Annotated in this window: 18 protein-coding genes; 5 read left to right on the forward strand and 13 right to left on the reverse strand. The window is 71.8% G+C overall.

Annotated elements, in window-relative coordinates; translation table 11 throughout:
- Positions 1 to 9 precede the first annotated feature (9 nt).
- From ABD297_RS06935 to ABD297_RS06945, 3 genes are all read right to left on the reverse strand, one after another.
- A complete protein-coding gene (locus tag ABD297_RS06935; protein WP_344254252.1) occupies positions 10 to 1413 on the reverse strand; it encodes a sensor histidine kinase in 1404 nt (467 codons plus the stop codon).
- A gap of 33 nt (positions 1414 to 1446) precedes the next feature.
- Positions 1447 to 3105, reverse strand: a complete 1659-nt coding sequence (locus tag ABD297_RS06940) for an NAD(P)/FAD-dependent oxidoreductase (protein ID WP_344254109.1) — start codon at positions 3103 to 3105, stop codon at positions 1447 to 1449.
- A 176-nt stretch (positions 3106 to 3281) separates the two neighbouring features.
- Positions 3282 to 3611, reverse strand: a complete 330-nt coding sequence (locus ABD297_RS06945) for a hypothetical protein (RefSeq protein WP_344254110.1) — start codon at positions 3609 to 3611, stop codon at positions 3282 to 3284.
- Positions 3612 to 3790: 179 nt separating this feature from the next.
- Here ABD297_RS06945 and ABD297_RS06950 point away from each other — a divergent pair, with 179 nt between their 5' ends.
- The 4 genes from ABD297_RS06950 to ABD297_RS06965 all read left to right on the forward strand — a co-directional run bounded on the left by ABD297_RS06950 (position 3791) and on the right by ABD297_RS06965 (position 7310).
- Complete coding sequence (locus ABD297_RS06950; protein WP_344254111.1) at positions 3791 to 4609, forward strand: C40 family peptidase; 819 nt, start codon at positions 3791 to 3793, stop codon at positions 4607 to 4609.
- Entirely contained in the window at positions 4606 to 5481 is an 876-nt protein-coding gene (locus tag ABD297_RS06955) for an EamA family transporter (protein ID WP_344254112.1), read from the forward strand. Before ABD297_RS06950 ends, ABD297_RS06955 begins: the two co-directional genes overlap by 4 nt.
- Before the next feature lie 45 nt (positions 5482 to 5526).
- Positions 5527 to 6924 (forward strand): MFS transporter, encoded by a 1398-nt coding sequence (locus ABD297_RS06960; RefSeq protein ID WP_344254113.1) that lies wholly within the window; start codon positions 5527 to 5529, stop codon positions 6922 to 6924.
- 143 nt (positions 6925 to 7067) lie between these two features.
- Complete coding sequence (locus ABD297_RS06965) at positions 7068 to 7310, forward strand: hypothetical protein (RefSeq protein WP_344254114.1); 243 nt, start codon at positions 7068 to 7070, stop codon at positions 7308 to 7310.
- Positions 7311 to 7378: 68 nt separating this feature from the next.
- Here ABD297_RS06965 and ABD297_RS06970 read toward each other — a convergent pair whose 3' ends face one another.
- The 10 genes from ABD297_RS06970 to rpsA form a co-directional block, all read right to left on the reverse strand.
- On the reverse strand, positions 7379 to 8512 hold the full coding sequence (locus tag ABD297_RS06970; RefSeq protein ID WP_344254115.1) for a TerC family protein: 1134 nt from the start codon (positions 8510 to 8512) through the stop codon (positions 7379 to 7381).
- Positions 8513 to 8774: 262 nt separating this feature from the next.
- Positions 8775 to 10889, reverse strand: a complete 2115-nt coding sequence (gene uvrB / locus ABD297_RS06975) for an excinuclease ABC subunit UvrB (protein ID WP_344254116.1) — start codon at positions 10887 to 10889, stop codon at positions 8775 to 8777.
- A gap of 40 nt (positions 10890 to 10929) precedes the next feature.
- Positions 10930 to 11313, reverse strand: a complete 384-nt coding sequence (locus ABD297_RS06980) for a YciI family protein (protein WP_344254117.1) — start codon at positions 11311 to 11313, stop codon at positions 10930 to 10932.
- Positions 11314 to 11392: 79 nt separating this feature from the next.
- Positions 11393 to 12442 (reverse strand): lipoate-protein ligase LplAB, encoded by a 1050-nt coding sequence (gene lplAB, locus ABD297_RS06985; RefSeq protein ID WP_344254118.1) that lies wholly within the window; start codon positions 12440 to 12442, stop codon positions 11393 to 11395.
- Between the two features lie 44 nt (positions 12443 to 12486).
- Complete coding sequence (coaE, locus tag ABD297_RS06990; RefSeq protein WP_344254119.1) at positions 12487 to 13695, reverse strand: dephospho-CoA kinase; 1209 nt, start codon at positions 13693 to 13695, stop codon at positions 12487 to 12489.
- Between the two features lie 114 nt (positions 13696 to 13809).
- A complete protein-coding gene (locus ABD297_RS06995; protein ID WP_344254120.1) occupies positions 13810 to 14271 on the reverse strand; it encodes a PPOX class F420-dependent oxidoreductase in 462 nt (153 codons plus the stop codon).
- Between the two features lies 1 nt (position 14272).
- A complete protein-coding gene (locus ABD297_RS07000) occupies positions 14273 to 14935 on the reverse strand; it encodes a TetR/AcrR family transcriptional regulator (protein WP_344254121.1) in 663 nt (220 codons plus the stop codon).
- Positions 14936 to 15153: 218 nt separating this feature from the next.
- The gene (locus ABD297_RS07005) at positions 15154 to 16059 is read right to left on the reverse strand and encodes a glycerophosphodiester phosphodiesterase family protein (protein WP_344254122.1); all 906 of its coding nucleotides are present in this window, start codon (positions 16057 to 16059) and stop codon (positions 15154 to 15156) included.
- A 222-nt stretch (positions 16060 to 16281) separates the two neighbouring features.
- Complete coding sequence (locus ABD297_RS07010) at positions 16282 to 16749, reverse strand: GNAT family N-acetyltransferase (RefSeq protein WP_344254123.1); 468 nt, start codon at positions 16747 to 16749, stop codon at positions 16282 to 16284.
- A 132-nt stretch (positions 16750 to 16881) separates the two neighbouring features.
- Entirely contained in the window at positions 16882 to 18393 is a 1512-nt protein-coding gene (gene rpsA / locus ABD297_RS07015; protein ID WP_344254124.1) for a 30S ribosomal protein S1, read from the reverse strand.
- Positions 18394 to 18565: 172 nt separating this feature from the next.
- Here rpsA and ABD297_RS07020 point away from each other — a divergent pair, with 172 nt between their 5' ends.
- A complete protein-coding gene (locus tag ABD297_RS07020; RefSeq protein WP_344254125.1) occupies positions 18566 to 19489 on the forward strand; it encodes a class I SAM-dependent methyltransferase in 924 nt (307 codons plus the stop codon).
- Positions 19490 to 19543 lie beyond the last annotated feature (54 nt).

The raw sequence follows: 19543 nt of genomic DNA on the forward strand, positions 1-19543 counted from the left end.
GCACCGTCGTCAGCGCGACGCCTCACCCGTGGCGTGGATCGGCAGCCGCACGCGCAGGCGCGTGTCGCCCGGTCGTGACTTGATCTCGACCGAGCCACCGTGCCGCTCGACGACGATCCGGTGGGCGATGTCGAGGCCGAGCCCCGTGCCCCGGCCGACGTCCTTGGTCGTGTAGAAGGCCTCGAACGCCCGCTGCTGCACCTCCGGGCTCATCCCGCTCCCCGTGTCACCCACCTCGACGAGGACCGCGTCGCCGTCCCGACGGGTCGTCACCGTGAGGGTCCCGACCCCGTCCATGGCGTCGACGGCGTTGTCGACGAGGTTGGTCCAGACCTGGTTGAGCTCGCCGGGCATCCCGTCGACGAGCGGCACGTCGCTCCCCCAGTCGCGCACCACCGTGACGCCGGGGCGCAGGCGCGGGCCCATGACGAGCAGGGTGCTCTCGAGCCCCTCACGGAGGTCGACCTGCTGGTGGGAGGCGCGGTCCATCTGCGAGTAGGACTTGATGCCGGCGACGAGCTCGGACACCCGACGCGTCGACTCACGGACCTCCGCGAGGAGCGAGGACACGTCGATGGTGCGAGCGACCCAGCCGAGCGAGGCCGCGAGCCCGTCGTCGGGACTCGCAGCCGCCGCCCTGGCGACCCAGGCGACGTCGGCACCCGCGGAGACGAGGGAGGCCGCGAGCTCCCAGGGGCGCGGGATCCCGGCGCGGTCCAGCCACTCACCCAGCTCCTCCTCCCGGTCGGCCGTCTCGAGCGGGTCGGGCAGCGTGGTCGGCGGCTCGAGCTCGCGCCGCAGCCCGTCGAGCTGTCCGAACTGGGCCGCGGTCACGCCGCTGGAGGCCATCTGGCGCAGCGCGTCGAGCAGGCCGTCGCAGGCCCGCTCGAGCTCGGCGGCCGAGCGGGCGGCGGCGGCCGCGGGGTTGTTGATCTCGTGGGCGAGGCCGGCCGCGAGCGTCCCGAGCGTCACGAGACCGCTGCGCTGGCGGGCCGTCGCCTCGATCGAGCGCGCCGTGCCGTAGAGCCCCGCGACGAGGTGGGCGGCGAAGGGGAACCAGTCGTTGGCCAGCTCGTGGAGCCGCTCGGCGGGGACGCGGAGCAGGCGACCCGGCGTGACACCGCGCGCGGTCGCGAGGTAGACGCCGTGCTCGTCCCACGCACGGAAGCCGCCCGCCCACCGGCCGGGCACGTCCATCCGCCCGACGACGACGTCCTCCCGACCGACGTGCCTCGAGAGGTCGAGCGTCCCGTCGACGACGACCCACCACTGGTCGGCCCGGTCACCCTCGAGCCACATCACCTCGCCAGGCACGATCGGGACCTCCGCGCCCGCGGCGAGCAGCTCCTCGAGCTGGTCGTCGCGCAGGCCGTCGAAGAGCGGCACCGTCCGGAGATCGGAGAGCTCGAGCATCACGGGTCCCGTCTGGACGGCGCTGGGCGACCGTCAGGTCGTCGCGAGGTAGCGGTGGACGAAGTAGACCGACATCGAGCCCTCGCCGACGGCGGACGCGACCCGCTTCATCGAGTCGGAGCGCACGTCGCCGGCCGCGAAGACGCCGGGCAGGCTCGTCTCGAGCGCGAACGGTGGGCGTGCGAGCGTCCACCCGTGCGCGTGCGGCCCGGTGACGAGGTCGTGCCCGGTCACGACGAAGCCGTGGTCGTCGCGCACCACCTCGGCCCCCAGCCAGTCGGTGCGCGGCGTGGCGCCGATGTAGACGAAGAGCCAGCAGGCCGCGGCCTGCGTCGTGGCGCCCGTGTGGCGGTCGGCGAGCGTCAGCCGCTCGAGGTGACCGTCGCCGTCCGCGCCCACGACCTCGGTGCGGCACAGCACCCGGATGCGCGGGTCGGCCCGGATCCGCTCGACGAGGTACTGCGACATGCCGGCCTCGAGCGACTCACCGCGGACGACGAGGGTGACGCGCTCGGCGTACCGGGCGAGGTTGAGCACGGCCTGGCCCGCGGAGTTGGCCGCCCCGACGACGTAGACCTCGTCGCCGGCGCAGGCGGCGGCCTGGCCGGCGTTGGAGCCGTACTGCACGCCCCGTCCGACGAGGGCGTCGATGCCGGGGGCCTGCAGGCGTCGGTAGGAGACGCCGGTCGCGAGCACGACGCTGCGCGCCTCGATGTCGTCGGCGCCGTCGAGGCGCACCGCACGGGCCGGTCCCCGGGCCTCCAGGGCGACGACGTCGCGCGCGAGCACCATCTCGGCGCCGAACCGCCGGGCCTGCGCGATGGCCCGTTGGGCGAGGTCGGCGCCGGACAGCCCGCGCGGGAAGCCGAGGTAGTTCTCGATGGCGGCGCTCTGGCCCGCCTGCCCACCCGGCGCGTCGTGCTCGACGATCACGGTGCTCAGCCCCTCCGACGCGGCGTACACCGCGGCGGCCAGCCCGGCCGGGCCGCCACCGACGATGCACAGGTCGTAGAGGTCCCGCTCGGCGCGGGTGCGCAGACCCAGGGCCGTGGCGACGGCGACCGGCGTCGGCGCGCGCAGCGTCTCCCCGTCCGGCACGAGCACGAGCGGCAGGTCCTCCGGCCCGGCCTGCGCGAGGTCCCGCAGCCGCGCCCCCTCCGCGTCGCGCTCGACGTCGAGCCACACGTAGGGCACGTGGTTGTTGGCGAGGAAGGTCTTGACGACCTGGCTCCCCTCGGACCACCGGTGCCCGACGACACGGACGTCGTTGCCCTGCTCGGGGTGCGCGTTGTGCCAGTCGGCGAGCAGGTCGTCGACGACGGGGTAGAGCCGGTCCTCCGGCGGGTCCCAGGGCTTGAGGAGGTAGTGGTCCAGGCCGATGTCGTTGATCGCGGAGATGGCGACGTCCGTGTCGGCATACGCCGTGAGCAGGAGCAGCTTGGCGTCCGGCACGTCGGCGCGCACCCGGGAGAGCAGCTCGATGCCGGTCATCGAGGGCATCCGCTGGTCGGAGGCGACGAGGGCCAACGGCTGGCCGCGCAGCAGCAGGCGCGCGACGAGGTCGAGGGCCTCTGCACCGGACGACGCCCGCAGGATCCGGTGCTCGGCCCCGTAGCGGGCGCGCAGATCCCGGGCGATCGCGGCGGAGACCGGCGCGTCGTCGTCCACGGTGATGATCGCGGGCCTCGCCACGGGCTCAGCGTACGAGCGGGACGGGTTGCCGCGTGGGCGAGTTCGGCAGATCGCCCGGTGGGGGTGCAGGTCGCGCCGCCGGGCATCGGGACGCATGCGACAGACCCGACAGAAGGGACCGCTGACGTGGCCACCGGGTGGTCACGGGTCGCTCGACCCCGAGCCCGCCAGGGACGCTACTGGGCGCCCTCGAGGTCGGAGCGGGGGTCGGGATCCACGTCGGGGTCGAGCTCGGCGATGAGGGACTCGAGCTCGGACCTCAGGAAGTCGAGATCGGGAGGCACGTTCGTCATGAGGATGTGGCGCCGCGGGTTGTTCGCGACGGCGAGGCCGACCCCGAGCCTGGACCGACCGTGCTTCTCGCGCCAGATGCGCTCCAGCTGCGGCCCACCGGTCCAGTCCACCGGGGCATGGAGCCAACCCTTCACGTCGACGAGGTCGCCGTCGGGGCCATGACGTCGGTTCTTGGGGGATTCGAATCCCTCGAAGGTGATTCGCGCTTCCATACCTCTGACGTTACGGCTCCGGACGCGCGCCGACCAGTACCCGGGACGGGTCCACCTCGATTCGTGAGGCACGAGACAGGTCCGCGCGACGCAGCGACGTCGCCGGCGGCGGGCCGCCGGCGCATCCCGACACCCGGGCAGCCCCGGCGCCGGTCGCGCGTGGTGCGAGGATGACGGACGTGAGCTCGCCCGTCCCCGTTGTCCCTGTCGCCCCCATCGTCCCGGCGTCCCACGTCGTCCGTGTCCCCGTGACGACCGTGTGGTCCAGTCCCGAGAGCCCGCGTGCCGTCGACCGTCCCGCCGTGGCCGACGAGCCGGACGTCGCGCAGTGGCTCGCCGCTCTCGATGCGAACGCGTCCGACGACGAGTCGGGGGACGGGCGCCTGGGCCTGCACGGACGCGTCGAGACGCAGCTGCTCGCCGGCGAGCCCGTCATCGTCACGCACACCCACGAGACCGGGGCCTCGGGGTCGTGGTCCCACGTCGTCGCCCCGTGGCAGCTCTCCCCCGAGGAGGAGCGCGGCTACCCGGGATGGGTGCCGTCGGCGCACCTGACGGCCACGCCCGACGCGGGACCCGCGCCCCTCCCGACCGCCGACCTCGGCCCGGACGCGTCGCCCCACGACGGGGCGGACCACCCTGCCGTGACCGAGGCACGGCGACACATCGGGCTGCCCTACCTCTGGTCCGGTGTGTCCCCCCACGGCTTCGACTGCTCCGGGCTCGTCCTGCACACGTGGCGCCGGATGGGGGTCGTCGTGGCGCGGGACGCCTACGCCCAGGCCGACTTCGCCACGCCCGTCGAGCTCGACGCAGTCCGGTCCGGCGACCTCTACTTCTTCGCGCGGCCCGGGCGGCGGATCCACCACGTGGGCATCGTCGTGCGTCCCGGTCGCATGGTCCACGCCTCCGAGACCGGCGGCGTGCTCGTCGAGGAGGACCTCCCCGCCGACCGCGTGGCCACGCTCGTCGCCGCCGGGCGCCTGCCGATGCCGTGAGTGTCGACCCGCGCACCGCTCCCCTGCTCGTCCTCGGAGGCGTCGTCTCCGTCCAGTTCGGTGGCGCCTTCGCCGCGACGCTCGTCCCGCGCATCGGAGCGCCCGGCTCGGTGCTGCTGCGCCTGCTCTTCGCGATGGTGATCCTGTATGCCGTCGCGAGGCCGTCCTGGCGCGGACGCAGCCGTTCCGACTGGGTGACCGTGGGGCTCTTCGGACTGGCGCTCGCGGCGATGAACACCTCGTTCTACGCCTCCCTCGCCCATCTGCCCATCGGCGTCGCGGTCACCATCGAGTTCCTCGGCCCCCTCGGCCTCGCGGCCGCGCTGAGCCGCCGGACGCGCGACGTCGTGGCCGTCGCGGCGGCCGCGGTCGGTGTCCTGCTCGTGTCGGGGTTCCTGCACACGTCGTGGGACCGGATCGACCTCGTCGGTGTCGGCTTCGCCGCGTTCGCAGGGCTGATGTGGGCGGCCTACATCGTGCTGAGCCAGCGCACCGGCAAGGCCTTCGCGGGCCTCGACGGGCTGGCCCTGGCACTCATCGTCTCGACCGTCGCGGTCGCTCCCCTGGGTCTGACGTCGGTGGACCGGTGGACACCGGGAGACGTCGGCCTGGGGCTCGGGATCGCGGTCCTGTCGTCGGTGCTGCCCTACTCCCTCGAGCTCGTCGCGCTGCGCCATCTCGCCCAGCACGTCTTCGGGATCCTGCTCAGCCTCGAACCGGTGGTGGCTGCGCTCGCCGGTCTGATCGTGCTCCACCAGGTGCTGGAGGCGAGCCAGGTGGCGGGCATGGCCCTCGTGGTGCTGGCCAGCGCCGTCGTGCTCGGGTCCCAGGCGCGTCCGGAGTCCCCGGACGCCGCGATGGGGCCGGGCTGATGGCAGCCTTGACCTCAGGTCGACTCGAAGTCCTACCGTCGCCGCATGACCTCGGGCACCATGCGCACTGACTCCCCCTCGGCCGTCCCCGACGACGGCGGCGGCATCATGTCCGGCGCCCTGCGTGCCACGACGGTGGGGGTGCTGGCCCTGGTGTCGCTGCACGCCTTCGAGGCGCTGGCCCTGACCACGGTCATGCCGACCATCGCCCGCGAACTCGACGGCGCCCCGCTCTATGCCATGGCGTTCACGGCGACGCTCGCCTCGGGCATCGTCAGCATCGTCTGGTCCGGCAACCTGGCCGACCGACGCGGTCCCCGGCCGCCGCTGCTGCTCGGGCTGGCGCTCTTCGCGACCGGGCTCGTCGTCGCGGGGCTGTCCCCCTCGATGGGCGTGCTCGTGGCGGCGCGCGTCGTGCAGGGCCTCGGTGCCGGCATGACGAGCACGGCGCTCTACGTCCTCGTGACACGCGTCTACCCGCAACGCCTGCACACGGCCATCCTCGCCGGCTTCTCGGCCGCCTGGGTCGTGCCCTCGATCGCCGGCCCGTTCGTCGCCGGCGTGATCACCCAGACCATCGGCTGGCGCTGGGTCTTCGGGCTGGCCCTCGTCGTGCTCGTCGTGGCGGCCGTGCTGCTGGGCCGCATCCTCGCCGGTCTGCGCCAGGAGGTGGTCGACGTCCCGTGGCGCTCCCGTTCCATCGCGGCCTCGGGCGCTCTCGCCGCGGCCGTGCTCGTGCTCAATGCCGCTGCCGACCGCCTCGACCCGCTCGGGGTCACGGTCGCCGTGCTCGCGCTCGTCGTCGTCGCGCTGACCCTGCTGCCCCTCACTCCGCGCGGGACGCTCCGGGCCGCCCGGGGGCTGCCGACCGACATCGCCCTGCGGGCCCTGGCCTTCGCCGCCTTCAGTGGCGCGGAGGTCTACCTGCCCCGGCTGCTGACCGAGCGCGACGGGCTGAGCCCGAGCCTCGCCGGCGTGGCCCTCACTGTGACCGGTGTGACGTGGTTCGCGGGGTCGTGGGTGCAGGGACGCTGGGACCGCCGGTTCGAGGTCGGCCGCACGGCGTCCGTGTCCCTGGGCGCGATCACGCTGTCACTGGTCGCCCTGGCCGCGGCGGTGGCCCTCGGCGCCCCCACCTGGGTCGTCATCGCGCTCTTCCCCGTCGTGGGGCTCGGCATCGGCACCCTCTACCCCCGCGTCACCGCGCAGGCTCTCGCCCGAGCCGGTGGTAGCGAGCAGGGGTTCGTCAGCTCGGCCCTGCAGATCGGCGACTCCTCCGGCGCCGCCACGGCCATCGCGCTGTCGGCCATCGCCTTCGCCGCCGCGGGCTCAGCGGTCCCGGGGGCGTATGCCGTGGTCTTCGCGCTCATGGCGGTGCCCGCCCTGCTCGGCTGGGTCGTGGCGCACCGGGTTCGTCAGCCCGGCGCCCGGATCGGGACCTAGGTCCCTGCCCTCCCGCGTCCGGACCCCGTAGGTTCACACCACGACCCGCACCTCGAGCGCCACCCTGGTCGGGACCTGACGTGACGGCCGGACGTCCCACCTCACCGACGCCGGCCGCAACCGTGTCCGTCCTTGGAGTCCGCATGTCCCAGCCGTCGAACCCGTCCGCCCTCGCCATCGAGACCGCTGCTCACGTGTCCACCATGAGCATCCGCGAGCTGATCGGTGCCCTCACCGCCATCGAGGACCGTCTGCATCATCTGCCGACGTTCGTCCCCGTGGGTGGGCGCCTCGTCACCAACCCCGAACGCCGCCTGCTGCTCGGGCGCCAGCGGCTCGTCATCGCCGGTCTCCGGAGGGGCGCGCCGCCCTGCGGCAGCCGCTGACGAGCGGCTGACCCGTCGGCGCGACCCCGTCCCGACGAGCAGGCACCGGGACGGCCACGCACCCGGCCTCAGGGCACGTCGTGGGTCGCGGCCCTCCGCGACGCGCCGTCGTCACGCGCCTCAGAACCCACCCCGGGCCGCTCGCCGGCGCCCGCCGCGGGAGCGTCGACGTCGTCCACCAGGGGTGCTTCGCCGTCGCCCACCGCGGGCACGGCGTCCGGGGTCTCCAGCCGCGCGTCACGGGAGGACTTCCAGAGGCTCGCGAGGGTGGTGACACCGAGGATGAGCACGATCGCGCCGAGCGAGACGAGGATGGGGATGTCGGGGACACCCTCGAGGGGCTGGCCACCGTTGATGAACGGCAGGTTGTTCTCGTGCAGGGCGTGCATGACGAGCTTGACGCCGATGAAGGCGAGCAGCACGGCGAGGCCGATGCTGAGGTAGACGAGCTTCTTGAGCAGGCCGCCGATGAGGAAGTAGAGCTGCCGCAGCCCCATGAGGGCGAAGATGTTGGCCGTCAGGACGAGGAACGGCTCCTTCGTCAGGCCGTAGATCGCCGGGATCGAGTCCAGCGCGAAGAGCAGGTCGGTCGTGCCGAGGGCCAGGATGACGATGAGCATCGGCGTGATGAGGCGCTTGCCGTTCTCGAGCACGGTCAGGCGGGTTCCGTTCCACTCCTTCGTGGCGGGGAAGCGCTTCTCGATCCAGACGAGGAGGCGGTTCTCGTGGTACTCGTCGTCGTCGGTCTCGCCCCCGGTGGCGAGCTTGACGGCGGTGTAGACGAGGAACGCGCCGAAGATGTAGAAGACCCAGGAGTAGGCGTTGATGACCACGGCGCCGAGCGCGATGAAGATGCCGCGCAGGATGATCGCGATGATGATGCCGATCATGAGGGCCGACTGCTGCAGCTTCTGGGGCACCTTGAAGCTGGCCATGATGAGCAGGAAGACGAAGAGGTTGTCGACCGATAGGGAGTACTCGGTCAGCCAGCCGGCGTAGAACTCGCCGGCGTACTGACCACCCCACTCGAACCAGACGAAGAGGCCGAAGAGCACGGCCGCGGCGACGTAGAAGGCCAGGTGGCGACCGGCCTCGGCCATCGACGGGACGTGTGGTCGTCGCGCGATGACGAAGACGTCGATCATGAGGAACACGGCCATCAGGCCGATCGTGAGGAACCAGCCCCACACGGGAACGTTCATGGGCACAACCTTCCGGTCACCAGATCAGTAACCGGAGGTCTCTCCCGCCCGACGTGGTGTCGGACCGACGGGACCGGGAGCGGCGGTGAGACCCACTCCGTGATGACGAGCCCGTCGTGTCGGGGATACTCCCCTCCGTGAACGCCTGAGTCTTTCACTCCACAGGTCCTGCCTCAAATCGGTCCGTTCCGTGGGCGTCCGGCGCCGGTTGGCGACCGGTCGTCAGGGCCCACGCGCCCTGCCCGCCCTCAGCGCCGGAGCGTCACCGGGTCGCCGCGCTCATCTGCCGCAGCTCCTTCTTCAGCTCGCCGATCTCGTCGCGCAGCCGGGCCGCGAGCTCGAAGTGCAGCTCTGCCGCCGCCTGGTGCATCTGGGTCGTGAGCTCCTGGATGAGACCGGCGAGGTCCGCCGCCGCCATGTCGGCCGGGCGGTTGGTCGACCCGCCCGCGGACACGCCGACGTCGGCCGCCATCGCGCCACGACCCGAGCCGCTCTTGCCGCGGGACTGCATGCGTCCCGAGCCGAGCAGCTCCTGGGTGTCGGCGTCCTCGCGCTCGAGCAGGTCGGTGATGTCGGCGATCTTCTTGCGCAGCGGCGTCGGGTCGATGCCGTGCTCGGTGTTGTAGGCGATCTGCTTCTCGCGGCGGCGGTTGGTCTCGTCGAGCGCCTGCTCCATCGAGGGCGTCATCTTGTCGGCGTACATGTGGACCTGGCCCGACACGTTTCGGGCCGCACGACCGATCGTCTGGATGAGCGACCGGGCCGAGCGGAGGAAGCCCTCCTTGTCGGCGTCGAGGATCGCGACGAGCGAGACCTCGGGCAGGTCGAGGCCCTCACGCAGCAGGTTGATTCCGACGAGGACGTCGTAGACACCCGTGCGCAGCTCGCGCAGCAGCTCGACGCGGCGCAGGGTGTCGATGTCGCTGTGGAGGTAGCGGACCCGGATGCCCTTGTCGAGGAGGTAGTCCGTGAGGTCCTCGGCCATCTTCTTGGTCAGCGTGGTGACGAGGACGCGCTCGTTGCGCATCGTGCGCTCCTGGATCTCGTGCATGAGGTCGTCGATCTGGCCCTTGGTGGGCTTGAGCACGACCTCGGGGTCGACGAGCCCGGTGGGCCGGATGATCTGCTCGACGGGCGGGCCGGACTTGGCCAGCTCGTACTCCCCCGGCGTGGCCGAGAGGTAGACGGTCTGCCCGATGCGCTCGAGGAACTCCTCCCACTTCAGTGGCCGGTTGTCCATGGCGCTGGGCAGGCGGAAGCCGTGCTCGACGAGCATCCGCTTGCGGGACATGTCGCCCTCGTACATCGCGCCGATCTGCGGCACCGTCTGGTGCGACTCGTCGAGCACGAGGAGGAAGTCCTCGGGGAAGTAGTCGATGAGGCAGTTCGGCGCAGAGCCGGACGTGCGGCCGTCGATGTGCCGGCTGTAGTTCTCGATGCCGTTGCAGAAGCCGACCTGGCGCATCATCTCGAGGTCGTACGTGGTGCGCATGCGCAGGCGCTGGGCCTCGAGCAGCTTGCCCCGCTTCTCGAAGAGGGCGAGCTGGTCCTCGAGCTCGAGCTCGATGCCGCGGATGGCGCGCTCCATGCGCTCGGGGCCGGCGACGTAGTGCGAGGCCGGGAAGACGTACATCTCCTGCTCCTCGTTGACGACCTCGCCGGTTACCGGGTGCAGGGTGTAGATGCGCTCGATCTCGTCGCCGAAGAACTCGATGCGGATCGCGAGCTCCTCGTAGACCGGGATGATCTCGACGGTGTCGCCGCGGACCCGGAAGGTGCCGCGTGTGAAGGCGAGGTCGTTGCGGGTGTACTGCATCTCGACGAAGCGGCGGAGCAGGTCGTCGCGCACGACCTCCTGGCCGACCTTGAGCCGCGCCATCCGGTCGACGTACTCCTGCGGCGTGCCGAGGCCGTAGATGCACGAGACGGACGCGACGACGATGACGTCGCGGCGGGTCAGCAGCGAGTTGGTCGCGGAGTGCCGCAGCCGCTCGACCTCGTCGTTGACCGAGCTGTCCTTCTCGATGTAGGTGTCCGTCTGCGGGATGTACGCCTCGGGCTGGTAGTAGTCGTAGTAGCTGACGAAGTACTCGACCGCGTTGTTGGGCAGCAGCTCGCGGAACTCGTTGGCGAGCTGGGCCGCGAGCGTCTTGTTGGGCGCCATGACGAGGGTCGGGCGCTGCACCTGCTCGATGAGCCAGGCCGTCGTCGCCGACTTGCCGGTGCCGGTGGCACCGAGCAGCACGGTGTCGGTCTCACCCGCCTTGACCCGCCGCGCGAGCTCGGCGATCGCCGTGGGCTGGTCACCGCTGGGGGTGTACTCGGAGATCACCTCGAAGGGTGCCACCGTGCGCTGGAGGTCGGTCGTGGGACGCATGGCTCAACCGTACGTCGCACGACCGACAGTCCCCCACCCGCTACTGCTCCCAGACGTACGCCGGGCGCAGCTCGACCGTGTCGCCGGGCCCGGCGAAGTTGACCGCCAGCTCCTCGGCGCGCTCCCGGGAGGCGACGTCGAGCAGGAAGAAGCCGGCGAGGTGCTCCTTGCTCTCGGCGTACGGCCCGTCGGTGGCCACGGTGCCGTCGGCCGACCAGCGGTAGAGCCGCGCCGACGCCGGGTCCCCGAGCGCCTCGCCGCCCTTGAGCTCGCCGCTGGCCGACAGCTCCTCGAGCATCGCGTCGAAGGCCGCGCCGCCGGCGTCCCGCTCCTCCTGCGGCCGGGCGAGCGCCTCGGCGACGAAGTCACCGGTCGGGTGACCCCAGGGCTGCGGGTTGGAGTGGATGAGGATGACGTACTTCATGGGGTGGTGTCCCTTCGGTTCGCGAGCGGCCAGTCTGCCGCCTCGCAGGGACGTCGGAGCCGTCGGCCCCGCCTCGACATCAGGGCACGCGGTGCGTCCACCCGGGCGTCGCGAACTTCTCGTCGACGAGCTGCTGGGCGGTCGCGAGCTCCCCCGGCGTGTAGTCCGACTCGGACGAGCGGTACCGGCGCGAGAAGGACGCGGCGAACGACTCGAGGATCGCGTCACGGGTCATCCCGGTCTGCGACCGCATGGGGTCGACGCGCTTGTTGGCCGACTTCGTGCCCTTGTCGCTCATCTTCTCGCGGCCGATGCGCAGCACCTCCAGCATCTTGTCGGCGTCGATGTCGTACGCCATCGTCACGTGGTGCAGCACGGCGCCCGACACGAAGCGCTTCTGCGCCGCCCCGCCGATCTTGCCCTTGTCGCTCGCGATGTCGTTGAGCGGGACGAAGTGCGCGTCGACGCCGACGTCGGCGAGGGCGCCGATGACCCACTCGTCGAGGAAGGAGTAGGAGCGCTCGAAGCTCAGGCCCTCGACGAGCGAGGTCGGCACGACGAGCGAGTACGTGATGGTGTTGCCGGGCTCCATGAACATCGCGCCGCCGCCGGAGACGCGCCGGACGACGTCGATGCCGTGCCGTCGGGCGCCGTCGGGGTCGACCTCGTTGCGCACCGACTGGAACGAGCCGATGACGACGAGGGGGCTGTCCCAGTCCCAGAACCGCAGGGTCGGGGGCCGGGTGCCCGCGGCGACCTCTCGCGCGATGACCTCGTCGAGCGCGACGTGCAGGGCCGGCGCGAGCACCTTGGCCGGGATGACGTCGAACTCGTGGTCGTCCCACCCGGTCGCCTTGCCGAGGGCGCGGCGGATCGCGATGCCGATCGACTCGGCGGTGAAGCCGATGAGCGACACGTCGTCGGCGAGGGCGTCCGTGACGGCGCCGGCCAGCTGCTCGACGCCCGCCTCGACGGGCATCCCGGTCAGGGCCGCGTTGATGTCGCCCAGGGCCTCGTCGGGCTCGAGGAAGAAGTCGCCCGACACGCTGACCTGCGCCAGCCTGCCGTCCACCTCCTCGAGGTCGACCGCCACGAGCTTGCCACCGGGGACCTTGTACTCACCACGCATGCCACCCACAACACCACGAACCGCCCGCGTATGCCGTGTGCCCCCTACCGGGGTCGCCACCCCGTGCGCTCGGCCCACGCGTTCGAGCGCTGCCACGCACCCTCGAACCACGGCTCCTTGGCCACGACGTAGTCGGAGGTCGTGTCGTGGAGGGCGAGGAGCCGACGCTTCTCGGCGGCGTACGCGTCTCGCTCGACGGGCTCGTGGCGCAGCCAGTCCCGGAAGAGGATCGCGAATCTCCACCCGGCAGAGCCGTGCTCGCGCACGTGGACGTGAACGTGGTTGCCGGGGTCGCAGCCGCCGAGGAACTGCTTGAGCCAGGCCGAGGGGTCGGCTCCCTCGGGGTGCGGCGTGTCGGAGTGGATGCCGTGGTGGAAGACGTAGCCCGCTCCGGCGAAGTCAGCGCGCACGTCGTCACGGTCGACATCGGCGAGGAGGCGCACACCGACCTGGACGTCGATGACGTCCTTGGCGAGCAGCCCGGGCACGGATGTCGACCCGACGTGCGACACCTCGGTGACGACGCCGGTCGGTGCGAGCGCCGCGGCAAGGCGGGCGACGACGCGTTCTGCGCGTGCCTCCCAGTCGGTGCGCGGCGCGACGACGCAGTCGGCTGCGAGGTGGGGACGGCGTGAGCGGGTGCCGCTCACGAGGTTGACGGCATACGGCTGCAGGCGGGTGGCCCACAGCTCGTCGACGGCGCGCTCGAGCTCGTCCGGCGACCCGGAGTTGTCGAGGACGACGTCAGCGACCGCGCGACGCTGCTCGTCGGTGGCCTGCGCGGCGACGCGGTGGCGGGCGTCCTCCTCGGGGAGGCCCCGCTGCTCGACCAGTCGCCGGACCCGCGTCTCGACGTCGGTCTCGACGACGACGGTGAGGTGCTCGTGGACCCACAGCCCGCGCTCGACGAGCAGCGGCATGTCGTAGACGGAGACCCCGTCCAGGGGCGCAGCGGCCCGCCGCTCCGCGACGCGCGAGGCGATCGCCGGCCCGGTGATGGCGTCGAGCGCGTCCAGGGCGTCGCGGTCGGGGAAGACGATCGCGGCCAGGCCAGCCCGGTCCAGCGAGCCGTCGGCGCGGATCACGCCTTCACCGAAGCGCTCCCGGATCCGCTGCAGCGTGGGCTCGCCCGGCTCGACGACCGCGCGAGCGACGGCGTCGGCGTCGACGACGTGCGCCCCCAGCTCAGCGAGCCGATGCGAGACGGTGGACTTGCCCGACCCGATCCCTCCGGTGACCCCGACGCGCAGCATCGGGCCAGCCTACGGTCCCCCTGCTTCCCCGCCGAACGCCGCGTTCGGTCTCGAACTCAGTGCTCTGCCAGTGAGTTCGGCGTCGAACGCGGCGTTCGGTCCGAAGTGGTGGGATCAGGCGAGGCGCGCGGGGAAGCCACCAGTGGCGACCGGGCCCCAGCGGGTCGGCGTGATGCGGAGCAGGGACTTGCCCTGGTCGCGCATGGCCTGACGGTACTCGTCCCAGTCCGGGTGCTCGCCCGAGATGGCGCGGAAGTAGTCGACGAGCGGCTCGACCGAGTCGGGCAGGTCGATGACCTCGCAGTCACCGTCGACCTGGACCCACGCCCCGCCGAAGTCGTCGGAGAACACGAGGACACTCACCTCCGGCCGGCGACGGGCGTTGGTCGTCTTGGCCCGCTCGGGGTAGGTGGAGATGACGATGCGGCCCTGCTCGTCGACACCACCGGTGACGGGCGAGGCCTGCGGGCGGCCGTCGGCACGCTGCGTCATGAGCACCATCGAGTGCCGCGGACGCACGAACTCGAGCATCGCGTCACGGTCGACGTCGGTGTTGGTGGCGATCTGTCGGGGCATGTCAGTCCTCCTGGTGTCCGGTGCTGGCCCGGTCGAAGATCGCGACGAGCGCCTCGGCCAGCCAGGACGCATACATCGCGTGGGTCCACCCGCAGCGTCGCACGAACCGGTCGTAGATCTCCGGGGCGGTCACGGTCCAGACGATGTCGATGAAGTGCTCGCGGTCGAGCCGCGGCAGCAGGCCGTGGGCCGCCTCGAGCGCGTTGAGCGCGTTGGTGTTGCCGACCCGGCGCTCACGGTCGATGGTCGCCACGAAGTCCTGCAGGCTGCTGTCGTTGCCGGCTCCCTGCGCGAGCAGGACACCGAGGAGCGGTCCGACGCGCTCGTAGATCGTGGCGCAGAGGGCGGCATACGCCCGCATGAACGCCTCCTGGTCGGGCGCCTGCGACATGGCGCGGAACTCCGGGCGGTCGTGCATGGCCACCGGTGCGTCGTCCCCGACGAGCAGCACGTCGTAGACCGCCTTGACCACGGCGGCCTTGCCGCCAACGGCGTTGTAGACGGTCTGGGCACTGACCCCCGCCGCGCTCGCGAGAGCGCTCACCGACATCGCGTGGTAGCCGTCGCGGAGCAGCATCTCGCTCGCCGCCCCGATGATCCGTCGCCGGGTCGCCTGGGCCGCCTCCGCCCGGGAGCTGTTGTCGTACGCCCGGTCTGTTGACATCGGAGCCCTTCGAAAGCATCATGAGTTCGCTGGAACGGCGTTCTAGCGAATGGGCGGGGCACAGGGGTCCCCGCCCAGCTGCTGCGCTCCGGCGGTGGCAGGGCCGACAACGGCGCCTGCCGACCGCACGAGTGTGCCACGAGCGCCACGGCTCCCGCCCCGGCGGGGCAGCCGGGAGGGGGAGCGAGGGGCCGGACCCACGAGGGTCCGGCCCCTCGCTACGGCCCCGTCCCGGGCGGACCGCCCCGGGCGTCCGTCGCCATGAGGACCGACACGGCCCGGTCGGGATAGTCGGTGACGAGACCGTCGACCCCGGCCAGCACCAGCGCGCGCATCCGGTCCGGCTCGTTGACGGTCCACGGCAGGACCGCGAGCCCCGCGGCGTGGGCGCGCCCGACGAAGGCCTCGTCGACGAGGTCGTGCTCGGGCGAGACCACCTGCGCCCCGACCGCCACGGCGCCCGCACACACGTCGTCGTGCGACTCCCCCACCCGGACGCTGCCGGTCCACGGGCTGCCGGCCACCCAGGTCTGGGACTCGACGAGGGCCGAGCGCAGCACGTCCGGCGCGAGCCGGGCCGAGAGCTCCAGCACCGCCCAGTCGAAGGAGTGCACGAAGCACTGCCGCTCGATCCCGGCCCCGTGGATGCTCTCGAGAACGCCCTCGAGCAGCTGGTGGCGGCTGCGGGACTCCCCCTCGTCGCGGGGGTCGACCTTTAGCTCGATGGTCCACCAGACGCCCGGGTCCCGGTCCAGGCTGTGGGCGAGGACCTCGTCGAGCGTCGAGACGCGTGCCCCCGGTGAGGCCTGCTGGTCCGGGAAGCGGCCGAGCGTCAGGGTGCCGATGTCGACCGTGCGCAGCTGCTCGAGCGTCAGGTCGCAGACCCGGGCACCGACGAGGTCCTGGCCGGAGGAGACGCACTGCGAGGGCGACAGCACCGAGTCGTGCCACACGACGACCTGGCCGTCGGCACTCAGTCGGACGTCGAGCTCGATGCCCGTCGCGCCGGCATCGAGAGCGGCGTCGAAGCTCGCCAGGGTGTGCTCGACCACGAGGCCGCGTGCGCCGCGGTGCCCCTCGACGTCGAACCGACCGGACGCCCACGGCCCCGGACGGGCCGTCATCGCAGGCCCCGGTCGTCGCGCCCCAGCGAGGGGGCCACCGTGTGGGCCACCGAGTGGACCACCGAGGGCGGCCTGCCGTGACGGGTCGAGGTCGTCCTCGGCGGGGTCACGGACTGGTGCACCCGGCCAACCTAGCCGCGCAGGTGCACCGACGGCTGCACGGGCGTGTCCGGCCACCGAGCGGCAGGTGAACTCCGGTTCCCGTCGGGACGGAGGGGCAGATCAGGGGCGCCGCTCCATCCGGCGCTCCTCGGGCTCGTCCGCCGGCCACCCGTCCGGGACTCCCGTGTCGACGAAACCCGCCCGCACGTAGGCCGCCCGAGCGCGCAGGTTGTCGCTGCGCACCATGAGGAAGGTCCGGCGGCCCTGGTCGGCAGCCCAGTCCACGACCTCGTCCATGAGCCGACGGGCGACTCCCGTGCCGCGGGCCTGCGGCGTGACCCACATCGAGATGAGCTCCACCCAGTCGTCCTCGGCCGGCTGGCCGCTGGCGACGCCGACCACCGTCGTGCCGACGTGCGCCAGGAGCGTCAGCGGCACCTGGGTCAGGCGGTCCTTCCAGCGCTGCGCCGGGGCGTCGACCCAGTCCGCGTGCCGTGAGCCGAAGGCCGCAGGCGACTCGGCCAGCGACGCGAGCCGCACCTGCCGGAAGCACTCCCAGTCGGCCGGCCCGATCCGCGTGATCTCCATCGGCCGAAACTAGCAAGGACGGCAGGGACAGCAGGCACCGCGCCCCGCACGCAGGACGCACCGCACGTCCGGAAGCACGAGAGCCCCGGACCGTGACGGTCCGGGGCTCTCGTGTGATGCGGGTGACTGGCGTCAGTTGCCCGTCAGCTTCTCGCGAAGCGCGGCGAGCGCCTCGTCCGAGGCCAGCGTGCCCTCGACCGGAGCCGGGGCGTTGCGCGGGGCGCGCTCGCCACGGTCGGCGTCGCCGGCGTCGGCGACGTCACCGGTCGCGGACGAGTAGGACGTCGCAGAGCCGGCGTTGGCCGCAGCCTCGGCGTCGGCCTTCGTCGCGGCGTCGACCTGGGCCTTGTGGGCCTCCCAGCGGGCGTGGGCGTCGGCGTACTGGCGCTCCCACTTCTCGCGCTGGGCGTCGAAGCCCTCGAGCCACTCGTTCGTCTCCGAGTCGAAGCCCTCGGGGTACTTGTAGTTGCCCTGCTCGTCGTACTCGGCAGCCATGCCGTAGAGCGTCGGGTCGAACTCCGACGCCGAGACGGCCTGGTCGTTGGCCTGCTTGAGCGACAGCGAGATGCGGCGACGCTCGAGGTCGATGTCGATGACCTTGACGAAGATCTCGTCGCCGACGTTGACGACCTGCTCCGGCAGCTCCACGTGGCGCTCGGCCAGCTCGGAGATGTGGACGAGGCCCTCGATGCCGTCCTCGACGCGCACGAACGCACCGAAGGGGACGAGCTTGGTGACCTTGCCGGGGACGACCTGGCCGATGGCGTGCGTGCGAGCGAAGTGCTGCCACGGGTCCTCCTGCGTCGCCTTCAGCGACAGGGAGACACGCTCACGGTCCATGTCGACGTCGAGCACCTCGACGGTGACCTCGGTGCCGACCTCGACGACCTCGGACGGGTGGTCGATGTGCTTCCACGACAGCTCGGAGACGTGGACGAGACCGTCGACGCCGCCGAGGTCCACGAACGCACCGAAGTTGACGATGGAGGACACGACGCCCGAACGGACCTGGCCCTTCTGGAGCTCCTTGAGGAACGTCGTGCGCACCTCGGACTGCGTCTGCTCGAGCCAGGCACGGCGCGACAGGACCACGTTGTTGCGGTTCTTGTCGAGCTCGATGATCTTGGCCTCGATCTCCTTGCCGACGTACGGCTGGAGGTCGCGGACACGGCGCATCTCGACGAGCGAGGCGGGCAGGAAGCCGCGCAGGCCGATGTCGAGGATGAGGCCACCCTTGACGACCTCGATGACGGTGCCGGTGACGACGCCGTCCTCCTCCTTGACCTTCTCGATCGTGCCCCAGGCGCGCTCGTACTGCGCACGCTTCTTGGACAGGATCAGACGGCCTTCCTTGTCCTCCTTCTGGAGGACGAGGGCCTCGACCTCGTCGCCGACCTTGACGATCTCGCCGGGGTCGACGTCGTGCTTGATGGACAGCTCGCGCGAGGGGATGACGCCCTCGGTCTTGTAGCCGATGTCGAGCAGGACCTCGTCCCGGTCGACCTTGACGATGCGACCCTCGACGATGTCGCCGTCGTTGAAGTCCTTGATGGTGGCGTCGATCGCCGCAAGGATGTCTTCCTGAGAGCCGATGTCGTTGATGGCGATCTCAGGCGCGGTCTTCTCGACCGTGTTGGCAGTCATGTAGTAGGAACTCCGATTGTGGACGGTTAGATTGGGGCCCTCGCGGCGGCGGCCGTCACGGCCTGTGCCCCGATGCCTTGTGGACAGGTTCAACATTGAGCGTGCGCACACGAATGCGCTCGGCAATCCTATCCGCGCTGTCAGCACCCGGTCAAAAGAGACGATGTATGCCGTGAGCACGCCCACCGAGGCCACCCGACGTCCCGCTCCCCCGGCCGAGACGGCCACGGCCAACCGCACGTGGTGGGACCACGAGGCCGTCTCCTACTACGTCGAGCACGGCTCGTTCCTCGGGGACACCGACTTCGTCTGGGGGCCCGAGCGCCTCCGCGAGGAGGACGCCCGCCTGCTCGGTGACCCGGCGGGTCGGCGCGTCCTGGAGATCGGGGCGGGCTCCGGCCAGTGCTCGCGCTGGCTCGCCGCGCACGGTGCGACGGTCGTGGCCACCGACATCTCGGCCGGCATGGTCGCGACCGGCGTCGCCGTCAACGCGGCCCTCGAGCCGGCGACCGCCGTCGACCCCACCGTCGACCCCACCGGAGGGCGCACCCAGGACCCCGCCGACGACGCCAGCCAAGACCCGGCTCAAGACCTTGCTCGTGACCCGGCAGCACCCACGGTCCGCGTCCCGTTCGCCCAGTGCGACGGGCGGGCCCTGCCCTTCGCCGACGCGTCCTTCGACACGGTGTTCACGGCATACGGCGTCGTGCCCTTCGTCGGCGACTCCGACGTCGTCATGAGGGAGGCGGCGCGCGTGCTGCGTCCCGGCGGCCGCTTCGTCTTCTCGACGACCCACCCGGTGCGGTGGGCCTTCCCCGACGACCCGGGCGCCGACGGCCTCACGGCGCGCCACTCCTACTTCGACCGCACGCCCTACGTCGAGCAGGACGAGTCGGGCCGGGCGACCTACGTCGAGCACCACCGCACGATGGGCGACCGGGTGCGCGAGATCGCGGCGGCCGGCCTCGTGCTCGTCGACCTCGTCGAGCCGGAGTGGCCCGAGGGTCACGACCAGCCCTGGGGCGGGTGGTCGCCGCTGCGCGGACGGGTCATCCCCGGCACGGCGATCTTCGTCTGCGACAAGACCGCCCGCTGACCGGCGACATCACGCGCGAGAGGCCACGAACCGGGTCCGGTCCGTGGCCTCTCG

The sequence above is a fragment of the Terrabacter carboxydivorans genome (assembly GCF_039532035.1).
GTDB lineage: Bacteria > Actinomycetota > Actinomycetes > Actinomycetales > Dermatophilaceae > Terrabacter > Terrabacter carboxydivorans.

Bases quoted from the DNA above. Each gene is read 5' to 3' on its own strand.
- ABD297_RS06935 (WP_344254252.1), bottom strand. From the start codon at position 1,413: ATGCTCGAGCTCTCCGATCTCCGGACGGTGCCGCTCTTCGACGGCCTG.
- ABD297_RS06945 (WP_344254110.1), bottom strand. From the start codon at position 3,611: ATGGAAGCGCGAATCACCTTCGAGGGATTCGAATCCCCCAAGAACCGA.
- ABD297_RS06960 (WP_344254113.1), top strand. From the start codon at position 5,527: ATGACCTCGGGCACCATGCGCACTGACTCCCCCTCGGCCGTCCCCGAC.
- ABD297_RS06965 (WP_344254114.1), top strand. From the start codon at position 7,068: ATGTCCCAGCCGTCGAACCCGTCCGCCCTCGCCATCGAGACCGCTGCT.
- ABD297_RS06970 (WP_344254115.1), bottom strand. From the start codon at position 8,512: ATGAACGTTCCCGTGTGGGGCTGGTTCCTCACGATCGGCCTGATGGCC.
- uvrB (WP_344254116.1), bottom strand. From the start codon at position 10,889: ATGCGTCCCACGACCGACCTCCAGCGCACGGTGGCACCCTTCGAGGTG.
- ABD297_RS06980 (WP_344254117.1), bottom strand. From the start codon at position 11,313: ATGAAGTACGTCATCCTCATCCACTCCAACCCGCAGCCCTGGGGTCAC.
- lplAB (WP_344254118.1), bottom strand. From the start codon at position 12,442: ATGCGTGGTGAGTACAAGGTCCCCGGTGGCAAGCTCGTGGCGGTCGAC.
- coaE (WP_344254119.1), bottom strand. From the start codon at position 13,695: ATGCTGCGCGTCGGGGTCACCGGAGGGATCGGGTCGGGCAAGTCCACC.
- ABD297_RS06995 (WP_344254120.1), bottom strand. From the start codon at position 14,271: ATGCCCCGACAGATCGCCACCAACACCGACGTCGACCGTGACGCGATG.
- ABD297_RS07000 (WP_344254121.1), bottom strand. From the start codon at position 14,935: ATGTCAACAGACCGGGCGTACGACAACAGCTCCCGGGCGGAGGCGGCC.
- ABD297_RS07005 (WP_344254122.1), bottom strand. From the start codon at position 16,059: ATGACGGCCCGTCCGGGGCCGTGGGCGTCCGGTCGGTTCGACGTCGAG.
- ABD297_RS07010 (WP_344254123.1), bottom strand. From the start codon at position 16,749: ATGGAGATCACGCGGATCGGGCCGGCCGACTGGGAGTGCTTCCGGCAG.
- rpsA (WP_344254124.1), bottom strand. From the start codon at position 18,393: ATGACTGCCAACACGGTCGAGAAGACCGCGCCTGAGATCGCCATCAAC.